We start from the raw sequence: 25,536 nt of genomic DNA, 5'->3' as shown, positions 1-25,536 counted from the left end.
GTCCTGAAACGAAAATAGCCGGGGATTATGCCATGGCCGGCTGGCGGCCATGGGCGGGCCCGAAATGGGCCCTGGCGCACGCTTTGGCGAGCCGCGAGGGGACCGGGACGAGCCCGAGCGCCCTGGCGACCGCTGCCGCCGGACGGTCCTGGTGGCCCGGTAGAGGGGCTTCAGGATCGCTGGCGGGTAGCCTTTCCCCCTGCCCATCCCGGCCCGATCGCACTGCGAGCGGGAGACGGGGAAGCGGAGTTCGCTCGCCTTGGGCGGCCCTCACCCCTGCCCTCTCCCGCGAGCGGGAGAGGGGGAAAGAGGGTTCGCTTGCCTTGGGCGGCCCTCACCCCTGCCCTCTCCCGCGAGCGGGAGAGGGGGAAAGAGGGTTCGCCCGCCTTGCGGGCGAACGGTGTTCTATAAGCGTGCGGCGTAGAAGGACTCGCGGAAGGCGGCAAAGGTTCCCTGCTCGATCGCCGCGCGCATCTGCGCCATCAGGCGCTGGTAGTAGCGCAGGTTGTGCAGGGTGCCCAGCATCGGGCCCAGCATCTCGTTGCAGCGGTCCAGGTGGCGCAGGTAGGCGCGGCTGAAACCGTTGGCGCAGGCATAGCAGTCGCAGCCCTCCTCGATCGGGCGCAGGTCGCGCTCGTATTTGGCGTTGCGCACGCGCACGGTGCCGGCGGCGGTGAAGTAGTGGCCGTTGCGGGCGTTGCGGGTCGGCATCACGCAATCGAACATGTCGACGCCGCGCGCCACCGACTCGACCAGGTCCTCCGGCCGGCCCACGCCCATCAGATAGCGCGGGCGGTCCTCGGGCAGCTGCGGGCAGGTGTGCTCGAGCATGGCGTTGCGCTCGGCCTCGGGCTCGCCCACGGCCAGGCCGCCGACCGCGTAGCCGTCGAAGCCCAAGTCCTTGAGGCCGGCCGCCGAGCGCGTGCGCAGCGCGTGGTGGACGCCGCCCTGGACGATGCCGAACAGCGCCGCGTCGTTGCCCTCGTGGGCCTTCTTGGAACGCTCGGCCCAGCGCAGGCTCAGCTCCATCGACTTGCGCGCGACCTCCTCGGTGGCCGGGTACGGCGTGCACTCGTCGAAGATCATCACGATGTCGGAATCGAGCACGCGCTGGATGTGCATGCTCTCCTCCGGCCCCAGGAACACCTTGCTGCCGTCCACCGGCGAGGCGAAGGTCACGCCCTGCTCGGTGATCTTGCGCCGGTGCGCGAGCGAGAACACCTGGAAGCCGCCGGAGTCGGTCAGGATCGGGCCGTTCCAGCGCGCGAACCCGTGCAGGCCGCCGTGGTCGCCGATCACGTCCAGGCCCGGGCGCAGATACAGATGGAAGGTGTTGCCGAGGATGATTTCGGCGCCGAGCGCGCGCACGTGCTCGGGCATGATGCCCTTGACCGAGCCGTACGTGCCCACCGGCATGAAGACCGGCGTTTCCACCGTGCCGCGCGGAAAGGTCAGGCGGCCGCGCCGCGCGGCGCCGTCGTTGCCCAGCAATTCGAAGGACATCCGGCTCATTTCTGCTCCCTCCTTTGGAAAAGAAGGGTTGGGGAGGATTTGCTTTTGTTTGGGGTAAGAGCAAATCCCCCCTGCCCCCCTTTTTCAAAGGGGGGGAAGGCGAGTGCCGATTCAGACGGGCACGCCACTTGGAAAGCGCTCACGCGTCCACCTCCGGCTGCAGCAGCATGGCGTCGCCGTAGGAGAAGAAGCGATAGCGCTCGCGGATCGCGTGCGCGTAGGCGGCGAACACGCGTTCGCGGCCGGCGAAGGCGGAAACCAGCATCAGCAGGGTGCTCTCCGGCAGGTGGAAGTTGGTGATCAGGGCGTCGACCGAACGGATCTTGTAGCCGGGCAGGATGAACAAGCGGGTCTCGCCGGCGTAGGGAAGCAGTTCGCCGTCGGCGCCGCCGCCGTGGCGCATCGCGGATTCCAGCGCGCGTACCACGGTGGTGCCCACCGCGACCACGCGGCCGCCGGCGGCGCGGGTGCGGCGGATCTGTTCGATCAGGCTGGCGCCGACGTTGAGCCATTCGCTGTGCATCACGTGCTGCTCGAGGCTGTCCACGCGCACCGGCTGGAAGGTGCCCGCGCCCACGTGCAGAGTGACGTGCCCGAACTCGACGCCGCGCTCGCGCAGGCGCGCCAGCAACTCCTCATCGAAATGCAGACCGGCGGTGGGCGCCGCGACCGCGCCGACTTCGCGCGCGAACACGGTCTGGTAGCGCTCGTCGTCGTCGTTGCCGGGCTCGCGCTGGATGTAGGGCGGCAGCGGCAGGCGGCCGGCGTGCAGCAGCCAGTTCTCCAGCGAATCGCCGTGCGGCTGGCCGTCGAGGTGGAACTGCAGGCGGTAGAACTCGCCCTCGCGGTCCAGCACCTCGGCCTCGCCGCCGGCATCCAGGGCGATGCGCGCGCCGGCCTTGGGCGACTTGCTCACGCCCAACTGGGCGCGCGCCTGGGCGCCGCCGAGCAGGCGCTCGATCAGGATCTCGACCCGCCCGCCGCTGCTCTTGTGGCCGTACAGACGCGCCGGGATCACGCGGGTGTCGTTGAACACCAGTAGGTCGCCGGGCGCCAACAGCTCGGGCAGGTCGCGGAAGCTGCGGTCGGCGATCTCGGCCGGCGCCGGCGGCACCAACAGCAGACGGCTGGCCGAGCGTTCGGGCAGCGGGGCCTGGGCGATCAGTTCCGGCGGCAGCTCGTAGTGGAAATCGGATTTTTTCAAGTGAAGACGGATTCTGGGCGGGGCGGCGCGTGGAGCGCTCGGGGACGCGACGGAAGCCGCGATGGCGGCCGCAGGCCGGCGGCGGCCGGTCGCGGGGACGGCCCCGGCAGGGTCGCGGGAGGAGCGCATTATCCGCGTCTTCGGGGTCGCGGGGCAAAACACCCGCCAGGCCGCGCCGACGCAGCGCTCTCGGCGCCTTACAGCCAGCCGTTCTGGCGGGCCTGGCGATAGGCCTCGATGCGGTTGCCGGCGCCGAGCTTGCCGATCGCCTCGGACAGGTAGTTGCGCACCGTGCCCTGGCTCAGGTGCAGGCGCTGGCCGATCTCGGCGGTGGACACGCCCTCGCCCGCCAGGCGCAGGACCTGGCGCTCGCGTTCGGTCAGCGGGTCTTCCTCGCCCCAGGCCGCGACCGCGAGCTGGGGATCGATCGCGCGGCCGCCGCGGTGGACCTGGCGCAAGGCCTCGGCCAGTTGTTCGGAGGGCGCGTCCTTGAGCAGGTAGCCGCGCACGCCGGCATCCAGTGCGCGGCGCAGATAACCGCTGCGGCCGAAGGTGGTCACGATCACCACCCGCGTCTCCAGCCCGGATTCGCGCAGGCGCTGGGCCAGCTCGATGCCGGTCATGTGCGGCATCTCGATATCGGTGACCAGCAGATCGGGTTGCAGCCGCTGCACCGCCGTCCAGGCGGCCTCGCCGTCGCCGACCGCGGCCACCACTTCCAGGTCGGATTCCAGGTTCAGCAGCGCGGCCAGCGCGCCGCGCACCATCGCCTGATCCTCGGCCAGCACCAGTCGGATCATGCCGCGCCCCGCTCGCTGAAGGTCCGTGCCAAGGCCGGCGTGTCGTCGTCGCGGCGCGCGGCGGCCAGGGCCTCGCGCGGCAGGATCAGGCGCAGGCGCGTGCCGGCGCCGATCGGGCTGTCGATCTCGACGCTGCCGCCGACCTCGCGCAGGCGTTCGCGCATGCCGGTCAGGCCGTGGCCCTCGCGGCCGGCGCCGCCGCGGCCGTCGTCGGCGATCAGCAGGCTCAGGCCGCCGCGGCTCTCGCCGAACAACTCGACCTCAACCCGGGTCGCGCCGGCGTGGCGCAGCACATTGGTCACCGATTCGCGCAGCGCCAGGGTCAGCGCGGTTTCGACCTTCTCGGGGATCTCGACCGGCGCCAGCCGGTGATCCAGGCTGATCTCGGCGCTGAGCAGGGCCAGGCGCGCGGCCGCCAGTTCGGCCTGCAAGCCGTTGGCGCGGATGCCGGCCACCGCTTCGCGGACCTGGGTGAGCGCTTCGCGCGCGACCCGTTCGACCTCGCCGATCTGGGCGCGCGCGCCCTGCGGATCGCGCTCGAACAGGCGCGCGGCGAGTTGGGTCTTGAGCACCACCAGCGACAAGGTGTGGCCTAGCACGTCGTGCAGATCGCGGCCGATGCGCTCGCGCTCGGCCAGGCTGGCCAGGCGCCGCACTTCGTCCTGGGTCAGGCGCAGCTCGGCGTTGCGCAGTTCGCGGTTGCGGATGCTGACGACGCCGACGAACACCATCGCCGCCACGATCACGTTGATGAGGTAGGTCGACACCGGCATCGCTTCGGCCGGCAGGAAGCGGTAGAAGCACACCGCCTCGATCGCCATCAACACCACGCATAGCGGCAGCGCGCGCCACGGCGACAGCGTGGCGGCGGCCATGCCGACGGCGAAAATCACGTAGGCCGCGCCGGCGCCCATCGGCATGGTGGCGAAGCCCAGCGCGGCCACCGCCAGGGTCAGGGCCAGACGCCGGTGCCGCGAGGCCGCGTAGTGATGGGCGAAGTACAGCACCACGAAGGTCAGCGCGGCGGCGGCGAACAACAACACCGCGCGCAGCGGCACCGTCGGCCAGTAGAACATCGGCAGGAACGCGAAAATCAGATACAGCAGCGACACCCAGCGCCAGAGGGGCGGGTGTTCGTGGGCTTGGATGAAGGCCTTGATGCGCATGCGGATGTGTCCTCGCTGCCGCGACTGTAAGTAATCCGAAGACGAAAAGTTCGGGCTTGCGCACCGAAACGAAAAAACCGGTCGCGCGCAGCGGGCCGAGGGAGGGGCCCGATGCGCGCGACCGGCGTTGCGGCTCAGCGCAGTTCGACCGCCTCGATAGCGAAGGCGAACGGGCCCGGCGCGATCGCCGCCAACGAAATACCGCGCAAACGGGTCAGATCGACGTTGGCCAGCGTCGCCAGCGGCACTCGAACCTCGCGCCAGTCGCTGCCGGTCTCGACCCGCTGCATGCCCGGGCGGCCGTTGATGTCGGCGCCGGAGAACACCAGCAGGGTCAGCGCCTGGCCGTCGCCGCGCACCCGCAGCACCAGCTCGCGCACGCCGCTGGCGTCGGTGGCGGCCATCGGCTCACCGCCCGGGAACAGGATCAGGCCGCCCCAGGTGGACGGCGCGCCGGCCACCACTTCGCCGGCGACCTGCAGGGCCGGACCGCCGCTCTGGCCCTGGGCGGCGGCGAGCTTGGACTGCGAACGCCCGCCGATGATCTGGTCGGTGCTGGCGGCCCAGTTCGGCGCCGGCTGAGCGCCGCGCAACAGTTCGACCGCGCCCGCGCCCAAGCGCGGTGCGGGCTGGTCGGCGACGCGGGCCACGGCGTAGCCGTTCTTCCACACCGTGCGGATCGCGCGGGTGGCGGTGATGTCGGTGCCGGGGTCGCCGTCGACCAGGATCAGATCGGCGCGCAGGCCCGGCGCGATGCGGCCGCGATCGTGCAGGCCGAAGCGCCGCGCGGGCGCCGAGGTCGCCGCGCGCAAGGCCTCCACCGGGCTCAGGCCCGCGCTCACCAGCAGCGCCAGCTCGGCGTGCTGGCTGGCGCCGTGAGCGGTGCCGGGGTTGCCGGCGTCGGTGCCGGCCAGCAGGGTTACCCCGGCCGCGTGCAGGCGGCGCACGTTCTCCAGCGCGTTGGGCAGGTGATGATCGATCTGCTTGGGCAGCGGGAAGGTCTGGCCCAGCGCGTCCTTCTGCGCCGGCTGCAGCATCGGCGCGATGCGCGGATCGGCGGCCAGCCTGGCGCCCTCGCCGGCGCGCGACAGGGTCGCCATCACGCTCAGGGTCGGGGTCACGAAGGCGTTGCGGCGCTTGATCGCGGCGACCAGGGCGGCGTCGGCGACGCGGTCGCTGTAGACGTGGATCAGGCCGTCGGCGCCGGCGTCGATCACCTTTTCGGCATCGGCGACCTGGGCCACGTGCACCATCGCCAGCTTGTTCTGGCGGTGCGCGGCGTCGATGGCGGCGCGCGTGGTTTCGTCGCTCAGGGTCGGAATGCGCGCGCGGCCGGCGTAGGCGGCGCCGTTGTCGACCACCAGCTTGATGTAGTCCGAGCCCTCGCCGATGCGATCGCGTACGAAGGTCTCGGCCTGGGCGGGGTCGTCCAGGGTCGGGATCGCCAGGCCGTATTCGGTGCCGTGCCCACCCTTGGCGGTGACCAGGGTGCCGGCCGACCACAGATCGGCGCGATCGGTGCGCGCATGGCCTTCGCGCTCCTTGCGCGCATCGGCGAGCAGGCGGTGGTCGGTGAACATGTCCAGCTCGGTGGTCACGCCGAAGCGCAGGGCGTCGCGGCGCGCCTCGCCGAAGCTGTGGGTGTGGGCGTCGATCAGGCCCGGCAGCAGGGTGCCGCCGCGGCCCTCGACCACCGGCACGCCGGCCGGGATCGCGAGCTTGGCGCCGACCGCGGCGATCAGGCCGTCGCGCACCAGCACGGTGGTGGCCGGCAGCATGCGTTCGCCGTCGAACACGCGTACGTCGCGGATGGCGACATCGTCGCCGTCGGCGCCACCCGGTTCGGCCGCGACCGCCGCGCCGCTCAGGGCGACCAGCATCAGCGCGCTCAGCCAGGTGGGTTGGGGAATCTTCATCGTGTAGCTCCATGGTGGCCGTCGCGGCCGGCTTCGGGGTGACGCCACTGTCGCGATCCGCGCCCCCGCCCGGCAGTGGGCGCCGTCACCGGCCCCGGATGACAGCTGTCACCCGCCCCGCCCGGCTGGGGGTTATCGCCGTGCTCCGGACGTGATAAACTCGCACAAGCTATTGAATTGAAACGAAAAACAACCGCTGGCAGCCATTTCACGGGCAGCCGCGGCGATCTTCGTTTCTGACATGCGTGTTTCGACTTGCATGAAGGGCGGCGCTTGGCGACCCGAACCACCCCGGGGCGCTGCAACTGCGAGCGCCCGGCCACGGAGGCCGGGCCTGTTCTTCATCCCACGATGCTTCGGCCGGACTGCCGACGACCATTGGAGATCTTGTGATGACCCTGCTCGCCCCTCTCGCGCCGCTGCGTGCCCATGCCGGCGCGCGCCGCACCCTCGGCCTGGACGACGCCACCGTGACCCGCTTCGCCGCCAGCCATCCGGAGCTGGTCGAGGCCATCGAGGCCGCCGCCGCCGAATACGCGGCCGTGCGCGCCGATATCGCCGACCTGCTGGACCTGGACGAAGACGCGCAGATCCGCGCCGTCCAGCACGGCTACGTCAATTTCTACACCGACGACGGCGTCAATCCGTATGTCGCCCTGGTCGCGCGCGGCCCCTGGATCGTGACCCTCAAGGGCGCGGTGCTGCACGACTCCGGCGGCTACGGCATGCTCGGCTTCGGCCACACCCCGGACGCGGTAATCGCGGCCATGGCCAAGCCGCAGGCGATGGCCAACATCATGACCCCGTCGCTGTCGCAGCTGCGCTTCGACCGCGCCCTGCGCGGCGCGATCGGCGTGTCGCGCGGCGGCTGCCCCTACGCCCGCTTCCTGTGCCTGAACTCGGGTTCGGAATCGGTGTCGCTGGCCGCGCGCATCGCCGACGTCAACACCAAGCTGATGACCGACCCCGGCGCCAAGTACGCCGGCCGCGCGATCAAGCGCGTGGTGGTCAAGGGCAGCTTCCACGGCCGCACCGAGCGCCCGGCGCTGTACTCGGACTCCTCGCGCAAAGCCTATGTGCAGTACCTGGCCAGCTTCCGCAACGAGGACTCGGTGATCACCGTCGAGCCTTACGACATCGAAGCGCTCAACAAGGTCTTCGCCGACGCCGACGCCAACGGCTGGTTCATCGAGGCGATGTTCCTGGAGCCGGTGATGGGCGAAGGCGACCCGGGCCGCGGCGTGCCGCCGGCGTTCTACGCCGCCGCGCGCGAACTCACCCGCAGCCACGGCTCGCTGCTGCTGATCGATTCGATCCAGGCCGGCCTGCGCGCGCACGGCGTGCTGTCGATCGTCGACTACCCGGGCTTCGAAGGCCTGGACGCGCCGGACATGGAAACCTATTCCAAGGCGCTCAACGCCGGCCAGTACCCGCTGTCGGTGCTCGCGGTCGGCGAACGCGCCGCCTCGCTGTACCGCAAGGGCCTGTACGGCAACACCATGACCACCAACCCGCGCGCGCTGGACGTGGCGGTGTCGGTGCTGGCCCAGGTCACCCCGGAACTGCGCGAGAACATCCGCGCGCGCGGCGCCGAGGCGCTGCAGAAGCTGGAGCAGCTCAAGAACGAGCTCGGCGGCCTGATCACCAAGGTCCAGGGCACCGGCCTGCTGTTCTCCTGCGAGCTGGCGCCGCAGTTCAAGTGCTACGGCGCGGGCTCCACCGAGGAATGGCTGCGCGAGCGCGGCATCGGCGTGATCCACGGCGGCGTCAATTCGCTGCGCTTCACCCCCAACTTCACCATCACCAGCGCCGAGATCGACCTGCTGGTGTCTATGGTCGGCCGCGCGCTCAAGGAAGGCCCGCGCGCGCAGCAGCAGGCCGCCGCTTAAAGTCGGGAGTGAGCGTGGAGGAGTGAGGAGCGAGCGAAAGCCGCTTTCCGCCTCCGCCTTCGCTCACTCCTCGCTTCTCGCTTCTCACTCCTCTCTTTTCACTACTGATCCAAGGAAGTCGCGGAATGATTCGTTTGTCGAACAAGGACACCGGCGCCGATATCGGCGAGATCAGCGAGGAAGAGCTGCAGATCCTGGTCGCCGCGCTGGAGGAAGAGGACAGCAAGGACCAGAACTACTGGATCGACCACGCCACCGTCGACATGATCGAGATCGATCACCTCAACGCCGGCTCGCTGATCACCGTGCTGCGCGCGGCGATCGGCAGCAGCGACGGCGTCGAAATCCAGTACGTGCGCACGGCCTGAGCCGGCGCCCTCGCAGGACCGCGGCGGCGACGCCGCGGTCCTGCGCGAACACTCGCCACGCCCATGGCGCTCGACCTGATCCAGGCCCGGCACGACCGCGACGCGCCCTACTCGCATCGCGGTTTCGCCCTCGACGAATCCCTGCATGCGCAGCTGCTGGCCGCCGCGCAGCCGCGCGCCGACTATCCCTTGCTGCACAAGATGCACGACTACTACGCCGACACCACCTTCCTGCTGGGGGAGCTGCGCGGCCTGCATGCCGAGCTGGCGCGCGTGGCCGCGCGTTGCGCCGATCCGGCGCAGGTACGGGCGCTGCAAGCTTTCGTGGAAGTCGCGCTCGCCGACGGCGACAACCTCTACGCCTGCGCCGACTAAGCCGCGTGCCGCTACGCGGTCCCCCCCTTTGGAAAAGGGTGAAGCCGTGCGGCTTACGAACCGCAGGTTCGTGCACGGGTGAACGCCGGCAGGCTATGCCTGCTGGCCGGGCGGGTTAGGGGGGATTTGCTTTTGCTCGACGCCACAAAGCAAAAGCAAATCCCCCGCGCCGCTACGCGCCGCCGCCCCCTTTTTCCAAGGGGGCTACAAGCGGCGCTTGCGTCGCGCACGCCAACCATCAATGCTTGCGCCAGGCATCGCGCGCCGGCGCGCAACACAGACAAGGTCGCCCATGAAGATCGTCGAAGTCCGCCATCCGCTGGTCCAGCACAAGCTCGGCCTGATGCGACGCGCCGGCAACAGCACCAAGGAATTCCGCGAACTCGCTTCCGAGGTCGCGACCCTGCTGACCTATGAGGCCACCGCCGATCTGGAGACCGAGGAAGCGGTGATCCAGGGCTGGGCCGGCCCGGTCACCATCCGCCGCATCAAGGGCGCCAAGGTCACCCTGGTGCCGATCCTGCGCGCCGGCCTGGGCATGCTCACCGGCGTGCTGGAGCTGATCCCCTCGGCCAAGGTCGGCGTGGTCGGTCTGCAGCGCGACGAGCGCACACTGCAGCCGGTCGGCTACTACGAAAAACTCACCGGCCGCATGGACGAGCGCACCGCGCTCATCCTCGACCCGATGCTGGCCACCGGCGGCACCCTGATCGCGACCGTGGACATGCTCAAGGCCGCGGGCTGCCGCCGCATCAAGGGCCTGTTCCTGGTCGCCGCGCCGGAAGGCCTGCGCGCGCTGGAGGCCAAGCACCCCGACGTGGAGGTCTACACCGCCTCGGTCGACGAACGCCTCAACGAAGTCGGCTACATCCTGCCGGGCCTGGGCGACGCGGGCGACAAGATCTTCGGTACCAAGCACGACGGTTGATGCGCGCGGCGGTACGCGGCGCGAACGTCCAAGCTCTGGGCTGTCGCTACTGCCGTTGAAGCAGAAGCAAATCCCCCTTGGCCCCCCTTTTGCAAAGGGGGAGAAAGCGGGGGCGTTCCGCCCTACTCCGCCGCCGCGTTGGCTTTGGCTTTGGCGCGCCGGCGGCGACGCGCGACCAGCGCGATGACGATCACCAGTGCGCCGCCGCCGAACCAGGGCCACATCCGGCGCGCGCCCTCGGCTTCGGGCGCGGCCACGGGCGCCGGCACCGGCGCCGCGTTCAAGGCCGCCGCCGCGGTCGCCGCCGACATGCGCCAACGGCCGTCTACCAGTTCCAGCTTGCCTTCCAGCGGCGGCAGATGCAGTTCGCGCCAGCTCACGCGCAGATCGCCTATCTGCGGATCCAGCGGATTCTCGGCGCTGCCCAGGCCGTCGCCTTCGGGCTGGAAGGTCGCGGCTAGGTTGGCCGGCAGGCGCGAGAAATTGGGCCGGAACACCCGCCATTCGCCCAGCGCATGCAGTACGCCGGCTTCGATCGGGCGCCCGTCCAAGCTGGCCGAGTCCGACCACCAGCGCCGGTTCTCCAGCGGCAGCGTGGGCGGGTTCTGGTGTCCGGGCGCATAGCCCTGCGAATCGATGGGCGCGGCGTTCCAGACCCGCTCGTAGCCGCTGGCCGTGGCCCGCCATTGGTACATCTCGACCCGACGATCGAGCCCGAACTGACGGCTGGTCACGCCGAACTCGCGGTCGCGCAGCGCGCTGGCGGCGCGCGGCTCCTCGACCGGCACGGTCGCGTTGGGCGCCGCATCGCCGGCCGGCGCAGGCGTCCGCGCCGCGGCCGCGGCGACGAACAAGACGATCGGCAGCGCCAGCGCCGCCCGCGCCGATCTCATGCAGCCAGGGCCCGCGCGTGCAAGGCCGGCACTTCGTGCGCGGTGCCGAACTTGCCCTTGTCGTCGCGCACCACCTGGGCCAGCGCGCAGCCCGGGTCGTGGGTGAAGAACAGATGCACGTTGCGCTCGAGCTTGTCGGCCAGGAAGGACTTCTTCTCGTCGATCAACAACTCGGCATTGCGGTCGTAGCCCATGGTGATGGGCACGTGCACCCAGGGCCGGCCCGGAATCAGATCGGCGCAGAACACCACGCCGCCGTGCGGACGACCGGCCACGGTCTCGGGGCCGACGATCTCGGCCAGCATCAGCCCCGGCGTGTGGCCGTCGCTGTAGTGGAAACGCACGCTGTGGCCCAGCGTCTGCGAATACTCGCCGTCGACCAGCTCCAGACGGCCGGTGGCCTCCAGCAGGTCCGGCAATTCGGCAATGAAACTCGCGCGGTCGCGCGCATGCGGCTGGCGCGCGCGCTCGTAATGCGCGCGCCCGACCAGATAGCTCGCGTTCGGAAACGCCAGCCGCGGCGCCTCGCCCTCGGCCCAGGACGCGAGCAGGCCGCCGGCATGATCGAAGTGCAGATGCGACAGCACCACCACGTCGATGTCTTCCGGCGCGAAGCCCGCTTCAGCCAGCGATTCCAGCAGGACATGACGTTCTTCGACCACACCGTAGCGCTCGCGTAGCTTGGGCTCGAAGAAGGCGCCGATGCCGGCCTCGAACAGCACGGTCTTGCCGGCCAGCGGACTGGCCAGCAGGGCGCGGCAGGCCAGGTCGATGCGGTTGTGTTCGTCCGGCGGCGACCACTTCGCCCACATCGCGCGCGGCGCGTTGCCGAACATGGCGCCACCGTCGAGTTTCTGGCTATTGCCCAATACGGACCAAAGTTTCATCGCGGCCATCCGACGGATCAGCGGGAACGAGTGAGAGATGCGGGCGCCGGTACGCGCTCGCAAGCGCGGCGCCGGCGTCGCCTCAGCGCCCGCATAGGGTAACTCCGCGAGCGTTAGCGCCGCGATAGCGCGGTGCGGCGGCAGCGCGGAGGTCGCGACAGCCGCCGCCGCGCTCAGTCCTGCGGCGTGGCCACGGTGGCGAAATGGAACACGAACTCGCCGGCCTTGCCGCCCTCGGCGAGCACCCGGATCGGCGCCAGGCCGCCGTCGGCGCGCAGCTTGGCGCTGCCGCGCGCAACCGTGCTGCTGATCAGGCCCGAGGCGCGGCCGGTGATCTTGATCGTCATCTCCTGGCCGGGCACCAGCACCACGCGTGCGATCGAGGGGTCGCTGGTGCGCGGTAGCGCGATCGCGTCGGCGCCGGTGTCCACGTAATCGCGCGCAGCCAGCGCGAACAGCTCCTCGCCGCCGCCTTCGATCTCGAACGACCAGGCGGTGCTGCCGTTGGTGCCGTCGTCGATCACCTCGATCTGCTTGAGGGTCAACAGCACCGCGGTCTTGCGCGGCGCCTGCGGCACGGGCGCGGTCGCCGGCGGCGCGGCCGGCTTGGCCGTGGCGGCGGCCGGCGCGGGCGCGTCGTCGCTCAGCCAGTCGCGCACGTTGTTGACCAGGGTGGTCAGGCCGACCAGGAACGCGAGCAACGCGACCGAGATCGCCGGCACGCGTGCATACCAGGGCTTGTCCTGTTGATCCGTCACTGTCCGCCCGCCCCTGTCCGTCGCACCGTTGTGTCGAAGGCGCAATCTACTGCACTGCGCGCGACGGCTCTAGCGTCGCGCGCGTCCCGATCGCGCGGCGCCGCTCAGGGCTGCGCGAGTACCGCGGCCTTGCCGACCGGATTGCGCGGATCGGTGCCGCCGGACAGGGTGCCCGCGGCCTTGTCCCACATCACCGTCTGCAGATTGCCCCAGCTCGCCTCGCCGGCGTTGACCTTGTGCCCCATCGCCTGCAGCGCGCTGACGGTGGCGGCGTCCAGCGCACCCGCCTCGGCCGAGATCGCATCGGGCATCCACTGGTGGTGGTAGCGCGGCAGGGCCGCGACCTGCTGCGGCGCCAGGCCAGCGTCGTAGGCCAGGATCGCCAGCAGGACCTGGGTGATGATGCGGCTGCCGCCGGGGGCGCCGACCGCGATCACCTTGTCCTTGGACTCCAGGAAGCTGGGCGTCATCGAGCTGAGCATGCGCTTGCCCGGCGCGGGTGCGTTGGCCGAGAACCCCATCACGCCGAACGCGTTGGGCGTGCCCGGACGCAGGGCGAAGTCGTCCATCTCGTTGTTGAGCAGCACGCCGGTGCCCGGCGCGACCATGCCCGAGCCGTACAGCAGGTTCACGGTCTGGGTCGCGGCGACGCGGTTGCCTTCGGCGTCGATGATCGAGAAGTGGGTGGTTTCGTCGTCTTCCAGCGGCGCCGGCGTGCCCGACAGCAGATCGCTGGGCGTGGCCTTCTCGGGGTGGATGGTGGCGCGCAGGCCGGCGGCGTAGTCGGCGCTGGTCAGACGCGCCAGCGGCACCTTCACGAAATCCGGATCGCCCAGATAGAGGGTGCGGTCGCGATAGGCGCGGCGCATGGCCTCGGCGACGATGTGCACGCGGTGGGCGTCGTCGAGCTTGGACAGGTCCCAGCCCGACAGCATCTGCAGGATCTCGGCCAGGGCCACGCCGCCCGAGGACGGCGGCGGCGCGGTGACGATGTCCCAGCCGCGGTACTTCAGGCGCAGCGGCTCGCGCTCGCGCACTTGGTAACCGGACAGTTCGTCGGCGCGCCATTGCCCGCCTTCGTGCTTGACCGCGGCCAGCAGCTTCTTGGCGACTTCGCCGCGATAGAAGCCGTCGTAGCCCTTGCCGGCCAGCAGTTCCAGGGTGTGGGCGAGTTCGGGCTGCTTGAGGATCTCGCCGGCCTTGGGCGGGCTGCCATCGGCCAGGAACACCGCGCGCGTGCCGGCATAACGCTCCATCACCTCGCGGCGGCTGGCGTAGCCCTTCTCCAGACGCGGATAGATCGGGAAACCCTCGCGCGCGATCCGGATCGCCGGCGCCAGCGAAGTCTTCAGCGGCAGCTTGCCGTAGCGCTCGGCCAGGTGCACCAGCGCCGCCGGCAGGCCGGGGATGCCGGCCGACCAGGGGCCGTTGGTGGCGCGGTCGCGGTCGAGCTCGCCGTTCTTGTCCAGATACGCGGCCGGCGTGGCCGCGGCCGGCGCGGTCTCGCGCGCGTCCACGAACACGTCGCGCCCGCTCTTGGCGTCGTGCAGCAGGAAGAAACCGCCGCCGCCGATGCCGGAGCTGATCGGCTCGACCACCGACAGCGTCGAGGACACCGCGATCGCGGCGTCGAAGGCGTTGCCGCCCTGGCCCAGGATCTCCAGGCCGGCATCGGTGGACAGCTGATGCGCGCTGGCGATCGCCGCGCCCGGCGGATGCGCGGTGCCGGCCTGCGGCGCCTGTGCGGCCTGCGCGGGCGCCACGAGCAGCCAGGCGCTCGCCAACACCAGGGACATCAGACCTGCGTGCATCGCGGGCGCCTTGCGCATCGTGTCACTCCTGTTGCAAACGCTGCAGCTTGGCCAGCAGCTGTTCGTGGGTTTCGGGATGTGCCGGATCGTTGTCGATGCATTCGACCGGGCAGACGACCACGCACTGCGGCTCGTCGTAGTGTCCGACGCATTCGGTGCAGCGCGCCGGATCGATCACGTAAATGGTCTCGCCCTGCGCGATCGCCTGATTGGGACAGGCCGGTTCGCAGACGTCGCAGTTGACGCAGAGCTCGTTGATGCGCAGGGACATGAGGACATCATGGGGGCGGAACGCGCGCTTGAGAACCGGCGCGGTCGCGAATCGCGAAACCGTCGCCGCGCTCAGGCGCTGCGACGGTGCCGGCACGGCCGCCTGGGCTGACCGTACCTGTGTCGCGGGGCACGGTCGCCGTACGGCGACCGTGCCAGCGGGCATTACTTGACTTCGATGAACGAGTACTCGACGCCGTACGGCGTGACGGCGGCCTTGACGCGCTCGCTGTCGGCGGCGGCGCCGATGAACAGCACCTTCACGCCCTTCATCGGCGGGGTTTCCTTGGTCGGCGCCGGGAACGAGGCGACGATCAGGTCGGCCATCTTGGCCGAGGCCGGCGAGCCATAGGCCAGCAGGTTGCCTTCGACGATGCCGCGCGCGATATCGAGCTTGGCCTTCTCGACCTGGCGGTCGTAGTAGCCCTGGAAGTCCGGGCTGGTCTCGGCCGGCAGGTAGTACAGGTAGGGGCTGACGGAGATGCCTTCGGCGTCGACCTTGCGCTTGACCACGTCGGTCAGGTACTTGCTCCACTCGGCGTCGCCGCTGGTGGTGGGCGCGGTCAGCGGGGCTTGCACGGCGGCGGCCGGCGCGGCTTCTTCCTTCTTGCACGCGGCCACGAAGGGCAGCGCGAGGCAGGCGATCAGCATCAGGCGGGAGGTGGTGTTCATCGGGATCCCCGTGTGTTGGAAGTCATCGTTTCTGATTGCGCTGCCATTCGGCCTGCAACGCTTCGGCTACCGCCGGTGGCACGAACCCGGAGACGTCGCCGCCGAGGCGGGCGATCTCGCGTACCAGCGACGAGGAAATGAATCCGTACTGCTCGGCCGGGGTGAGGAACAACGTCTCCACCTCCGGGATCAGGTGGCGATTCATGCTCGCCAGCTGGAATTCGTATTCGAAGTCCGACACCGCGCGCAGGCCGCGCAGCAGCACGCCGCCGCCGACTTCGGCGACGAAATGCGCGAGCAGGCAGTCGAAACCGCGGACTTCGATATGCGGGTGATGGGCCACCGCCTGGCGCGCCAGTTCCACGCGCAGCTCCAGCGACAGCGCCGGGCCTTTGCCGGGGCTGGCGGCCACGCCGATGATCATGCGTTCGAACAGCGGGGCGGCGCGGTCGACTAGGTCGATGTGGCCGTTGGTGATCGGATCGAAGGTGCCGGGATAGACGGCGATTCGAGTACGGGCCACGCTCATGGAGTGATCGTTCGCGTCTGCTGGCGGAAGGCGGCGGAGGCGCGCCGGCGCGGGCCCTGGGGCAACGCTACCGTCGCGACGCGTCCGTCGGGACGGAACGAAGTGTAGCAGTCGGGCGCATTCGCAGGGCCCGTTGCGACCGCGACCGGGCGCCGCGGCATTCCGGGCCGGCGGCTGCGGACCCGCGCCTAGGCCGAACGCTGCCGGTACAGGGCGTAGCTGACCTCGCGCGTGCCGCTCTCGCGATGGCGCAGCCAGTCCGGCGGCAGCGCAGGCGTCGTGCCCTGCGGGGCCTCGACGTACAGCCAGGCGCCGGCGGACAGCTTCGGCAACAGCGCCGGCCAGACCGCGTCCCACAAACCGGCCGCGAACGGCGGGTCGACGAAGGCCAGGTCGTAGCCGGCGTCGGCCTGCGCGCCCAGCCAGGCCAGGGCATCGGCCTGCACCACCTGCGCGGCTTCGCCGCCGGGCAGGCGCGCCGCGGTCGCGCGCAGGGCCGCGGCCAGGGCCGGGTCGCGTTCGACCAGGGTCGCGGCGGCCGCGCCGCGCGACAACGCCTCCAGGCCGAGCGCGCCGGTGCCGGCGAACAGGTCGAGCACGCGCGCGCCGGGCAACACCGGGCCCAGCCAGTTGAACAAGGTCTCGCGCACGCGGTCGGAGGTCGGGCGCAAGCCCGGCGCATCGGCCACGTCCAGACGGGTGCCGCGCCAGCGGCCGCCGATGATGCGGATGCGCCCAGGGGCTGCGCCGGCGCGCGTGGGCCGGCCTGCGGTGGGTTTGTTCATCGGGAGCGTGCGGGGGCCGGTGCTAGCATGTGCGCATTCTCGCGCATTCGTGACGCTTCCCCCCGATGATCGGTTTTTTCCGCCGCAAGAAGCCCGAAACCTCCGCCAGCCAACCCCGCCTCAGCACCGAGGAACTGGCCGCCGCATTCCCGTCCGCGCAGTCCGACGCGTCCGCTCCTGCCGAACCCGCCGCGGTCGAGCCCATCGCGGCCGAACCCGTCGCGGTCGAGCCCGTGGCCGCCGCCGTCGAACCAGTGCCGGCCGAAGTGATCGCCGCCGCGCTCGAGGTCGACGCCGACGTCGCCCATGCGGTGGCGGCCGAACCGGCCACCCCGCCCGCCAGCGCCGGCAAGCCCGGTTGGCGCGAGCGCCTGCGCGGCAGCGCGTTCGCGCGCAGCCTGGGCGGATTGTTCTCGCGCAATCCCAAGCTCGACGACGACCTGCTGGACGAGATCGAAACCGCGCTGATCACCGCCGACGTCGGCGTGACCGCGACCACCCAGCTCATCGAAAGCCTGCGCCGGCGCATGAAGGCGCGCGAATTCGCCGACGCCCCGGCCTTGCTCGCCGCCCTGCGCGCCGACCTGATCGCCCTGCTGCGCCCGGTCGCGCAGCCGCTGCGCATCGACCCGGCCGCGCGCCCGTTCGTGCTGCTGACCGTGGGCGTCAACGGCGTCGGCAAGACCACCACCATCGGCAAGCTCGCCAAGCGCTTCCGCGACGAGAACCGCGCCCTGATGCTGGCCGCCGGCGACACCTTCCGCGCCGCCGCGGTCGCGCAGCTGCAGGCCTGGGGCGAGCGCAACGGCGTGCCGGTGATCGCGCAGGGCCAGAACGCCGATGCGGCCTCGGTCGCGTTCGACGCGCTGCAGGCGGCCAAGGCGCGCGGCACCGAAGTGCTGATCGCCGACACCGCCGGCCGCCTGCACACCCAGCAGGGCCTGATGGCCGAACTGGGCAAGATCAAGCGCGTGCTGCAGAAGGTCGATCCCGACGCGCCGCACGAGGTATTGATGGTGATCGACGGCACCACCGGCCAGAACGCCTTGTCGCAGCTGCGCCAGTTCCATGCCGCGGTCGGCGTGACCGGCCTGGTGGTGACCAAGCTGGACGGCACCGCCAAGGGCGGCGTGGTGTTCGCGCTGGCGCGCGAGTTCGGCATACCGATCCGTTACGCCGGCATCGGCGAGCGCCCGGAAGACCTGCGCGTGTTCGACGCCGAGGCCTTCGTCGACGCCTTGCTGCCCGAAGCGCTAGGCGCCTGAGCCCGGCCGCCGGCGCGCGCATGGTCGCCGACACCGCCAACCCCGCCGCCAAACCGGCGCCGCGCCGCGCGCGCCGCTGGTTGCTCGCGTTCGCCGTTCTAGGCTTGCTGAGCGTGCTCGCGCTGGTCTGGATCTCGCGCCCGCAGCGTGCGGCGGCATTGATCCTCGACCGCGCCGGCGCCGCGCTGGGGCTGGAGATCAGCGCCGCCGGCGTCAGCGAATACCGCTTGCGCGGCACGCCGATGCTGCTGGTGCGCGAGGTGATCGTGCGCGAGCCCGGCGCCGCCACGCCGCTGCTCAGCGCGAAACGCATCCAGTTGTCGCTGCCCTGGTCGACCCTGCGCAGCCGCGGCGATCAGCTCACGGTCGAACGCATCGAACTCGACGCGCCGCTGTTGGATCTGCCGGCGCTGCAGCACTGGCTGGCGAGCCGGCCGCCGTCGCCGCAAACCCGCATTCCCACCCTCACCGACGGCCTGCGCATCGTCGACGGCCGCATCGTCAACCACGACTGGCGCATCGAGGGCATCCAGGCCGAGCTGCCCGCGCTGTATCCGGATCGTCCCGTGCGCGCGCGTCTGCGCGGCCGCTATCTGGACGCGCCGATGGCGATCCCGTTCGATCTCGCGGTCGCTTTGTCGCGGCCCGCGCCGGCGGCCGGGCTGGGCGCCAACGGTCGCATCGCGATCGAGCAAAGCGGCTGGCGATTGCCGGCGACGGTGGCCCTGTCCGGGCCGCTGCGCATCGGCGACGACGAACTCACCATCGTGCCGGCGTTGCTGGGCGCGGCGGCCAGCTACGAATCCGGCGATACCCGCCTGCCGTTCGCGTTGGGCCTGCACGGCCCGCTCAAGTTCGACGAGGCGGTGTGGTCGCTGGAACCCGTGGCGCTGGCGCTGCGCGCGCGCGGCGACGCGAGCAATCCGATCCCGACGCTGGACGCGACCGGCGCGCTCGCGCTGGGTCGGCGCCTGGTGCTGCAACTGGACGGTCGGCTGGCGCAGTGGCCGCAGGCCTGGCCGGCGCTGCCGGCGCCGCTGGACGACGCCTCCGCGCCCTTGCCGTTCGAACTGCGCTACGTCGGCCGCCCGGACCTGTCGGAAACCATCGGCCTGCGCCTGAGCCGCGGCCAGACTCAGGCCGACAGCGAGTTCCGCCTGCCCGCGGTGCTGGCTTGGATCGAGGCCGGCGAACGCGGCGCGCCGTTGCCGCCGCTGCGCGCCAAGCTGCGCACGCCCAAGCTGGAAATCTCCGGCGCCACCCTCGAAGCGGTCGAGATCGAACTCGGCGACGAGGAGCTGCCGTGAGCCGCGCCGCGCGCGCCAAATCCGCCGCCGCGCCCGTTGCCGCGGGCGCGGGCACGGATGCATTCGCGAGCCGCCTGCTGCGCTGGTTCGACGTCTGCGGCCGCCACGACCTGCCCTGGCAGCATCCGCGCACGCCGTACCGGGTGTGGCTGTCGGAAATCATGCTGCAGCAGACCCAGGTCAAGACCGCCGCGCCCTACTTCGAACGTTTCGTCGCCGCCCTGCCGACCCTGCCGGAACTCGCGGCCGCCTCGCAGGACCAAGTCCTCGCGCTGTGGTCGGGGCTGGGCTACTACGCCCGCGCGCGCAATCTGCACGCGGCCGCCCAACGCTGCGTCGAGCGGCACGGCGGCGAACTGCCGCGCGATCTCGACGCGCTGACCGCCCTGCCCGGCATCGGCCGCAGCACCGCCGCGGCGATCCTGTCGCAGGCCTGGAACGACCGCCACGCCATCCTCGACGGCAACGTCAAACGCGTGCTCAGCCGTTATCACGGCATCGACGGTTATCCCGGCCTGCCGGCGGTGGAAAAACAGCTGTGGGCGCTGGCCGAACGCCACGTCGCCAGTCCCGATCTGCCGGATACGCGCCTGGCCGACTACACCCAGGCCCAGATGGACCTGGGCGCGACCCTGTGCACGCGCGCCGATCCGGCCTGCGTGCTGTGCCCGCTGCAGGACGACTGCGTCGCCCGCCGCGAAGGCCGGGTCGCGGAGTTGCCCACGCCCAAGCCCGGCAAGGCGGTGCCGCAACGCCATGCGCAGGTGCTGTGGCTGCAGGACGCGCAGGCGCGCGTGTTGCTGCAGCGGCGCCCGCCGGTCGGCATCTGGGCCTCGTTGTGGACGCTGCCGCAAGCCGAGGACGACGCGGCGGCGCAGGCCTGGTTCGGCGCGCACGCGCACGGCGATTTCGCCGCCGCCCAGCGCCTGGCGCCGATCGCGCACGCCTTCAGCCACTACAAGCTGGAACTGCAGCCGCTGCGCTGGCGCGGCATCGCCCTGCGCGACGCGGTGGGCGACAATGACGGCCTGCGCTGGGTCGCGCGCGCCGAGTTGTCCGAACTGGGCATCCCCGCGCCGATCCGCAAGCTGCTGGAAAGCGACGCCTGACGCGCGCGCGTTCGAATCCGGCCCGCTCCATCCTTTCACGCCCGCGGCTTGCGCCGCGAGCCGCCAATCAGGAACTTCGATGCCACGCACCGTCCATTGCGAATACGAACACCGCGACACCGACGGCCTGGACTTCGTGCCCTGGCCCGGCGCACTCGGCAAGCGCGTGTACGCGCACATCGGCAAGACCGCCTGGGCCGCCTGGCTCGCGCATCAGACCATGCTGATCAACGAAAACCGCCTGTCGCCGCTGGACCCCAAGCACCGCGCCTTCCTGGAAGCGGAGATGGAGAAGTTCCTGTTCGCCGGCGGCGCCGACAAGCCGGCGGGCTACGTGGCGCCGGAGAGCTGACCGGCGCCGTTGCCCGGCTTACTTGCCGTCCTGCGGCGTCACGCCGTCGTCGCGGCTTTCCGGCATCGAGCCGGCCGAACGCCGGTCGCGCTGCGCCTGCTTGATCGCCTTGACGTCGAGCGGGCGGATCTGGCCGATATGGCAGGGGAACGGCAGCGCGCCCTGGCCCAGCACCATCACCTTGTCGAAGCGCGAATAGACCCGCCCGGCCTGGCTGCTGACCGTGATCGCCGAGGCGAAGTCCAGGTCCGAGCAGCGGCCCTGCAGTTCCAGCAGATAGGCTTGGTTCGGCCGCGTCCACACCGCCAGCGCGCTGTCGCCCAACGGGGTCCAGCCGTCGAGGCGGCCGTAGTACTGGAACGCGGGCACCGGCTCGCCGGCATGGGCGCGATACAAGGCCAGACGATCGGCGTCGCGCATCTTGGGATCGGTCGCGCAAGCGCTCATCGCGAACAGCGTCAGCGCGGCGGATACTGCATAGAGAATGCGTTTCATGGCGGCTCCTGTTTGCGGCGTACAGTCCATGCCTACGAGTCCTTGCCTGAAGGCCTGGCACCATAATGCGCCGCCACCGGCACGCTGCGCGGGACCCCGCGCAAACCGTTCAGCGCACATGCGGCTTGCCAGATCGTCCGGCGCTCCGTATCATGCCGCTCCTCATCACGGCCTGCCGTGAAATGGCCGGGTAGCTCAGTTGGTAGAGCAGGGGATTGAAAATCCCCGTGTCGGGGGTTCGATTCCCTCCCCGGCCACCATTTCGCAAGCCTTGAACCGTCAACCCCGCATGGCGCCCGCCCTGCGGGGTTTTCTGTTTGTGGGGCCGGATCGGCCGATGGCTCCGACCTCGCCCGTCACCCCCTATCCCCTGCCCGGCCGGCGGTCTCGCAACCACTCCCGACATCGCGCCGCGACAGGCGCTGCCGCGCCCGACAGACCGGCCGCGCGCGCGGCGCGCGCATGGGCGGGGCGATCAGGTCTCCGAACGGGATCGCGATCCGCCACGCAGCCGCCGGAACAGCCGCGCCAACAGATACAGCGCGAGCGACAGCGCCGCTACGATCGCCAGCAAGCTCCATTTGGACCAGAACAGCGACGGGTCGACCAAGGGCGTCGTGTAGATGTACAGGTCCCCGTTCTGCAGCACCCGCAGCGGCATCTTGCCGGGCACCAGGTAGTGACTGGCGTAGCGATAGGTCGCGGTGCCGGCCACCATCTTGCCCAGCTCGCGGTCGATCAAGCTCACCCAGGCGCGATCGAAGTGCGGATCGCCGTGGGCGCCGAGGTAGCGCGTCTTGGCATCGGTCAGCGCCAACAGGCGGTCGACATTCGCCTTGTAGATCGGCAGATCCGACTGCGGCGTCATCGCCACGATCCCGCCCAGGTGCTGGTAGACGTGGTCGCCGGTGAAGGCGAGATTGCGCACGCGATCGACCAACACCACGCTCTCGTTGGTATGGCCCGGCAGGTTGTACGCCGACAGCTGGCGGTCGCCGAGATCGATCGTGTCGCCATCCTTGACGAAGCCCGCGATTTTCAACGGCGGCGGAACCGCGCCGCCGCTCTCGAGCGCGCCGATGGTGTAGCGGCCGTTGTCGATGCGTGCGCGTATCTCCGGCCGGTCGACCAGGGTGACGCCGTCTTCGAAGGTGGCCGCGTCGCCGGTGTGGTCGTAATGGTGGTGCGACAGGATCAGGGTGACGGGTTTGTCGGTCAGACGCCCCGCCACCTCGCGCATGGATTTCGATCCGGCGGGCCGTTCGCCGCAACCGGCGTCGAACATGATCGCGCGGGTGCTGCCGACGATCAGATAGGAAGTGTTGTACTGCTCGGACTTCGGCTCGTTGATGGCGAACGTCCGCTCGTCGATCGCTTCGACCGCGTACCAGCCGTCGATCATCCTGGAGGCGGGCGCATAGTTCTGCCCTGGCCGGATGTCGCCCCAGATATCCTCGGAATCGACCAACTGCGCGGCGCAGCCCAGCAGCAGGCTGCCGATCAAAGAAGCGGCCAGGATTCGCCACGCACGCATTAGGTCACCGTTCTTGTGGAAGATTCGAACATCGTTTGCACAGCCTTCGAAAACAGGGCGCGTGCCGCATCCGCAATGAATCGCAGATCGCGGCGAAATGTCCAGTTTCGCTATAGCCCGTCCGATCCGATCCATCGGCCGAACCCGCTGCGCTGCGCCTGCGATGTACGACGAAATGCCCTCCGCGGGCATCGGATCGAAACGGCCCCCGGGGCACTTATCCACAGCCGGACACGCCGCCAACGCCCGGCCCGGCCGCCTGCATCAATTTCCGGCCCCGCCTCGTATAGACCCGCATGGCTACCAACGAGCGAGCGCCCATGGCCCGTCGACCCCACCCTTTGCGGCGTATCGCCGTCTTCGGCCTGCTGGGCTGCGCCTGCGGCGCGGCCGGCGCGGGCCCGATCGAGCGCTACGACGGTCTGGCCTACGCCCGCGACGGCGCCCGCCTGCTCTACCGGGAGACCCATTGGCGCTATGCCGACGACCAGACCGCGCAGCGGCTGGTGCTGTACCGCTGCCCCGACGGCCAAGCGTTCGCACGCAAGCGCGTGATCGATGGCGCCCAGGCCGCGGCGCCCGATTTCGACTTCAACGACGGCCGCGACGGCTACCGCGAAGGCGTGCGCAGCCGGGGCGGCGGCCGCGAGGTGTACGTGCAGGACGACGCGCGCGCGCCCTTGCGCACGCGGGCCCTGAAACTGCCGCGCGACGCGGTCATCGACGCCGGATTCGACGCCATGGTGCGGTCGCGCTGGGACGCGCTCTCGCAAGGCCGAGCGATCGCGATCCCGTTCCTGCTGCCCAGCCGCTTCGAGTTCCTCGACCTCCAGCTCGCCGCCGCCAAGCCGGTGCGCGTGGACGGCCGCGCGGCGCAGCGCCTGCGCATGACGCTGGACCGCTGGTACGGCTTCGCGATACCCGCCATCGAACTGACCTACGCCGACGCGGACCGGCGCCTGCTGGAATTCCGCGGCATCGGCACCATCCGCGATCGTCGCGGCCGCTATCTCGATGTGCGCATCGCCTTCCCCGCCGACACCGTCGCCCGCGACGCGACCCGCGCCGAAATCGAGCGCGCCGCCGCCATGCCCCTGGTGCGCAGCTGCGGCGCGGGATCGCCCTCGGTATGAGGCGCGCCCTGCCCAGCCAAGCCTTGCCCTGCGCGCCGCCTTCACCGCGAGGCCGGCGTCGATGGCATATAGTCGCGCCGCTCCCCTCCGCGCGTAGCCGCCGCATGTCGCCTGGCGATGCGGTTGGCGCCGCGACTCCGATCAGCTTGGTATCCACAGGTGCAGGAATGCCCGAGTCTCCGCAACGCCAGCGCACACCGGAAAGCGAACGCCTCGACGGCCTGCTGAGCGAGGTGGCCGGCGGCGATACCGGTGCGTTCGAAGCGCTCTACCGCGCCACCTCCGGCAAGCTGTTGGGGGTCTGCCTGCGCGTGTTGGCCGACCGCGCGGAAGCCGAAGACGTGTTGCAGGAGGTCTACGCCAGCGTCTGGCGCAAGGCCGTGCAGTTCGATGCCGGGCGCGCCAGCGCGATCACCTGGCTGGCGATGGTCGCGCGCAACAAGGCCATCGACCGCGCCCGCACGCTGCCGGCGCCGCAACGTATGGCCCCGATCGAACTGGCCGACGAAATCGTCGATCACGCCGCCACGCCGCTGCAGCAGGCCGAGGCCGCGAACGATCAGAGCCGGCTGGAAATCTGCATGCAGCGGCTGGAATCGCGTCGTCGCGCGTTGATCCGTACCGCCTTCTTCGACGGCGCCACCTATGAGGAGCTGGCGGCCCGGATCGGCTCGCCGCTGGGTTCGGTCAAGAGCTGGATCCGACGCGGTCTGAGCCAACTGCGGGCGTGCCTGGAATCATGAGCGCCCAAGCCCCCCGCTTCGACGACGACACCGGGCCGGAGCCGCCCGATTCGGATGTGCACGCCGGCGAGTACGTGCTGGGCGTGCTGGATGCGCAGCAACGCAGGCAAGCGCAAGCGCGCATCGCCGCCGACCCGGAGTTCGCGCGCGCGGTGGCGGATTGGGAGCGGCGCCTGGCCACCCTGTTGGACGAGATCGCACCGGTCGACGTGCCGGCGCACCTGTGGCCGCGCCTGCGCACGCACCTGGGCTGGTCGCCGGTAGGCGAGCAACCCCGAGGGGTCTGGCAGAACCTCGGCTTCTGGCGCGCCGCGACCGCGGTCGCCGCCGCGGCGGCGCTGGCGGCGCTATTCGTGGGCCGCGTGCCGCAGACGCCAACGCCGACGCCGCCCGCGACGCCGCCGATCGCGGCGGAGCCGGCCGAGCAGGCCAAGCCGGTCACCACCCTGGCCCACGACGACGGCTCGCCGGGCTGGCTGGCCTCGCTGGACATCAAGCAGGGCAAGGTCCTGATGGTGCCGGTGCCCGCGCCCGCCGACGCCCAGGGCCGCGTGCCCGAACTGTGGCTGATCCCCGCCGGCGAAGCGCCGCGCTCTCTGGGCCTGGTCTCGATCGACAAGGCGCATACGGTCGCGGTGCCCAGCGACCTGCTGCGCGCGCTCAAGCCCGGCTCGACCCTGGCCATCACCCTGGAACCGGCGGGCGGCGCGCCGCAGGGCATTCCCACCGGCCCCATCGTCGCCAAGGGCGGTCTGCAGACGATCTGATCGCGGCGGTGCATCCGCCGCGGGCGCGGCCCCGTACCTCCTGATGACACGCTCATCGGGAGAGTTCC

At 70.7% G+C, this 25,536-nt stretch carries 26 protein-coding genes and 1 tRNA gene; 12 read left to right on the top strand and 15 right to left on the bottom strand.

Features of this window, described 5'->3' with window-relative positions:
- Positions 1-405: 405 nt before the first annotated feature.
- From tgt to ASE35_RS17385, 5 genes are all read right to left on the bottom strand, one after another.
- Positions 406-1,512: a tRNA guanosine(34) transglycosylase Tgt gene (gene tgt / locus ASE35_RS17405; protein WP_057164635.1), complete on the bottom strand. Its 1,107-nt coding sequence runs from the start codon at positions 1,510-1,512 to the stop codon at positions 406-408.
- Positions 1,513-1,651: 139 nt separating this feature from the next.
- Positions 1,652-2,716, bottom strand: a complete 1,065-nt coding sequence (gene queA, locus ASE35_RS17400; protein WP_057164634.1) for a tRNA preQ1(34) S-adenosylmethionine ribosyltransferase-isomerase QueA — start codon at positions 2,714-2,716, stop codon at positions 1,652-1,654.
- Between the two features lie 197 nt (positions 2,717-2,913).
- Positions 2,914-3,516 (bottom strand): response regulator transcription factor, encoded by a 603-nt coding sequence (locus tag ASE35_RS17395; RefSeq protein WP_056181851.1) that lies wholly within the window; start codon positions 3,514-3,516, stop codon positions 2,914-2,916.
- Positions 3,513-4,682, bottom strand: a complete 1,170-nt coding sequence (locus tag ASE35_RS17390; protein WP_057164633.1) for a sensor histidine kinase — start codon at positions 4,680-4,682, stop codon at positions 3,513-3,515. The genes ASE35_RS17395 and ASE35_RS17390 overlap by 4 nt, the downstream gene beginning before the upstream one ends.
- A 134-nt stretch (positions 4,683-4,816) precedes the next feature.
- Positions 4,817-6,598 (bottom strand): CIA30 family protein, encoded by a 1,782-nt coding sequence (locus ASE35_RS17385; protein ID WP_057164632.1) that lies wholly within the window; start codon positions 6,596-6,598, stop codon positions 4,817-4,819.
- A 392-nt stretch (positions 6,599-6,990) separates the two neighbouring features.
- Here ASE35_RS17385 and ASE35_RS17380 point away from each other — a divergent pair, with 392 nt between their 5' ends.
- The 4 genes from ASE35_RS17380 (at position 6,991) to upp (ending at position 10,158) form a co-directional block, all read left to right on the top strand.
- Complete coding sequence (locus tag ASE35_RS17380) at positions 6,991-8,487, top strand: aminotransferase class III-fold pyridoxal phosphate-dependent enzyme (RefSeq protein WP_057159690.1); 1,497 nt, start codon at positions 6,991-6,993, stop codon at positions 8,485-8,487.
- Between the two features lie 125 nt (positions 8,488-8,612).
- Positions 8,613-8,855, top strand: coding sequence for a hypothetical protein (locus ASE35_RS17375; protein WP_057164631.1), 243 nt, complete (start codon positions 8,613-8,615; stop codon positions 8,853-8,855).
- 63 nt (positions 8,856-8,918) lie between these two features.
- Positions 8,919-9,230 carry a hypothetical protein gene (locus ASE35_RS17370; protein ID WP_057164630.1) on the top strand — a complete coding sequence of 104 codons (312 nt, stop codon included), beginning with the start codon at positions 8,919-8,921 and terminating at the stop codon, positions 9,228-9,230.
- A 292-nt stretch (positions 9,231-9,522) separates the two neighbouring features.
- The gene (upp, locus tag ASE35_RS17365) at positions 9,523-10,158 is read left to right on the top strand and encodes a uracil phosphoribosyltransferase (protein WP_056181832.1); all 636 of its coding nucleotides are present in this window, start codon (positions 9,523-9,525) and stop codon (positions 10,156-10,158) included.
- Positions 10,159-10,280: 122 nt separating this feature from the next.
- Here upp and ASE35_RS17360 read toward each other — a convergent pair whose 3' ends face one another.
- The 8 genes from ASE35_RS17360 to rsmD form a co-directional block, all read right to left on the bottom strand.
- A complete protein-coding gene (locus ASE35_RS17360; protein WP_057164629.1) occupies positions 10,281-11,051 on the bottom strand; it encodes a TMEM43 family protein in 771 nt (256 codons plus the stop codon).
- Positions 11,048-11,938 (bottom strand): MBL fold metallo-hydrolase, encoded by an 891-nt coding sequence (locus ASE35_RS17355; RefSeq protein ID WP_057159883.1) that lies wholly within the window; start codon positions 11,936-11,938, stop codon positions 11,048-11,050. The genes ASE35_RS17360 and ASE35_RS17355 overlap by 4 nt, the downstream gene beginning before the upstream one ends.
- Positions 11,939-12,111: 173 nt before the next feature.
- Entirely contained in the window at positions 12,112-12,696 is a 585-nt protein-coding gene (locus ASE35_RS17350; protein WP_057159694.1) for a hypothetical protein, read from the bottom strand.
- Between the two features lie 104 nt (positions 12,697-12,800).
- Entirely contained in the window at positions 12,801-14,525 is a 1,725-nt protein-coding gene (ggt, locus tag ASE35_RS17345; RefSeq protein WP_057164628.1) for a gamma-glutamyltransferase, read from the bottom strand.
- 4 nt (positions 14,526-14,529) lie between these two features.
- A complete protein-coding gene (locus ASE35_RS17340; RefSeq protein WP_056181822.1) occupies positions 14,530-14,778 on the bottom strand; it encodes a YfhL family 4Fe-4S dicluster ferredoxin in 249 nt (82 codons plus the stop codon).
- Positions 14,779-14,942: 164 nt separating this feature from the next.
- Positions 14,943-15,449 carry a hypothetical protein gene (locus tag ASE35_RS17335; RefSeq protein WP_056181819.1) on the bottom strand — a complete coding sequence of 169 codons (507 nt, stop codon included), beginning with the start codon at positions 15,447-15,449 and terminating at the stop codon, positions 14,943-14,945.
- Between the two features lie 22 nt (positions 15,450-15,471).
- Positions 15,472-15,978, bottom strand: coding sequence for a pantetheine-phosphate adenylyltransferase (gene coaD / locus ASE35_RS17330; protein ID WP_056181816.1), 507 nt, complete (start codon positions 15,976-15,978; stop codon positions 15,472-15,474).
- Positions 15,979-16,166: 188 nt separating this feature from the next.
- A complete protein-coding gene (rsmD, locus tag ASE35_RS17325; RefSeq protein ID WP_057164627.1) occupies positions 16,167-16,763 on the bottom strand; it encodes a 16S rRNA (guanine(966)-N(2))-methyltransferase RsmD in 597 nt (198 codons plus the stop codon).
- Positions 16,764-16,828: 65 nt separating this feature from the next.
- Between rsmD and ftsY the strand changes: the two genes are divergently transcribed.
- From ftsY to ASE35_RS17305, 4 genes are all read left to right on the top strand, one after another.
- Positions 16,829-18,028, top strand: coding sequence for a signal recognition particle-docking protein FtsY (gene ftsY, locus ASE35_RS17320; RefSeq protein ID WP_057164626.1), 1,200 nt, complete (start codon positions 16,829-16,831; stop codon positions 18,026-18,028).
- Between the two features lie 20 nt (positions 18,029-18,048).
- Complete coding sequence (locus tag ASE35_RS17315) at positions 18,049-19,335, top strand: hypothetical protein (RefSeq protein ID WP_057164625.1); 1,287 nt, start codon at positions 18,049-18,051, stop codon at positions 19,333-19,335.
- Complete coding sequence (mutY, locus tag ASE35_RS17310) at positions 19,332-20,444, top strand: A/G-specific adenine glycosylase (protein WP_057164624.1); 1,113 nt, start codon at positions 19,332-19,334, stop codon at positions 20,442-20,444. Before ASE35_RS17315 ends, mutY begins: the two co-directional genes overlap by 4 nt.
- A gap of 79 nt (positions 20,445-20,523) precedes the next feature.
- Entirely contained in the window at positions 20,524-20,796 is a 273-nt protein-coding gene (locus ASE35_RS17305; protein WP_056181800.1) for an oxidative damage protection protein, read from the top strand.
- An 18-nt stretch (positions 20,797-20,814) separates the two neighbouring features.
- Here the strand turns inward: ASE35_RS17305 and ASE35_RS17300 are convergent, their stop codons facing one another.
- Positions 20,815-21,291: a DUF6491 family protein gene (locus ASE35_RS17300; protein ID WP_056181797.1), complete on the bottom strand. Its 477-nt coding sequence runs from the start codon at positions 21,289-21,291 to the stop codon at positions 20,815-20,817.
- Positions 21,292-21,475: 184 nt separating this feature from the next.
- On the opposite strand from ASE35_RS17300, the gene ASE35_RS17295 reads away from it, so the two are divergent.
- Positions 21,476-21,551 (top strand) — tRNA-Phe (locus ASE35_RS17295).
- Between the two features lie 215 nt (positions 21,552-21,766).
- On the opposite strand, the gene ASE35_RS17290 is transcribed toward ASE35_RS17295, so the two are convergent.
- Positions 21,767-22,960 carry an MBL fold metallo-hydrolase gene (locus ASE35_RS17290; RefSeq protein WP_162259072.1) on the bottom strand — a complete coding sequence of 398 codons (1,194 nt, stop codon included), beginning with the start codon at positions 22,958-22,960 and terminating at the stop codon, positions 21,767-21,769.
- 185 nt (positions 22,961-23,145) lie between these two features.
- On the opposite strand from ASE35_RS17290, the gene ASE35_RS17285 reads away from it, so the two are divergent.
- From ASE35_RS17285 to ASE35_RS17275, 3 genes are all read left to right on the top strand, one after another.
- Positions 23,146-23,958, top strand: a complete 813-nt coding sequence (locus ASE35_RS17285; RefSeq protein WP_235567267.1) for a hypothetical protein — start codon at positions 23,146-23,148, stop codon at positions 23,956-23,958.
- Positions 23,959-24,125: 167 nt separating this feature from the next.
- Positions 24,126-24,701, top strand: a complete 576-nt coding sequence (locus ASE35_RS17280; protein WP_057159701.1) for a sigma-70 family RNA polymerase sigma factor — start codon at positions 24,126-24,128, stop codon at positions 24,699-24,701.
- Positions 24,698-25,468 carry an anti-sigma factor gene (locus ASE35_RS17275; RefSeq protein WP_057164622.1) on the top strand — a complete coding sequence of 257 codons (771 nt, stop codon included), beginning with the start codon at positions 24,698-24,700 and terminating at the stop codon, positions 25,466-25,468. The genes ASE35_RS17280 and ASE35_RS17275 overlap by 4 nt, the downstream gene beginning before the upstream one ends.
- Positions 25,469-25,536: the final 68 nt, after the last annotated feature.

It is taken from the genome of Lysobacter sp. Root916, from assembly GCF_001429785.1.
Taxonomy (GTDB): domain Bacteria; phylum Pseudomonadota; class Gammaproteobacteria; order Xanthomonadales; family Xanthomonadaceae; genus Lysobacter.
The sequence above is the reverse complement of the archived record's forward strand: the minus strand, read 5'-3'. Positions and strand labels throughout refer to the sequence as shown.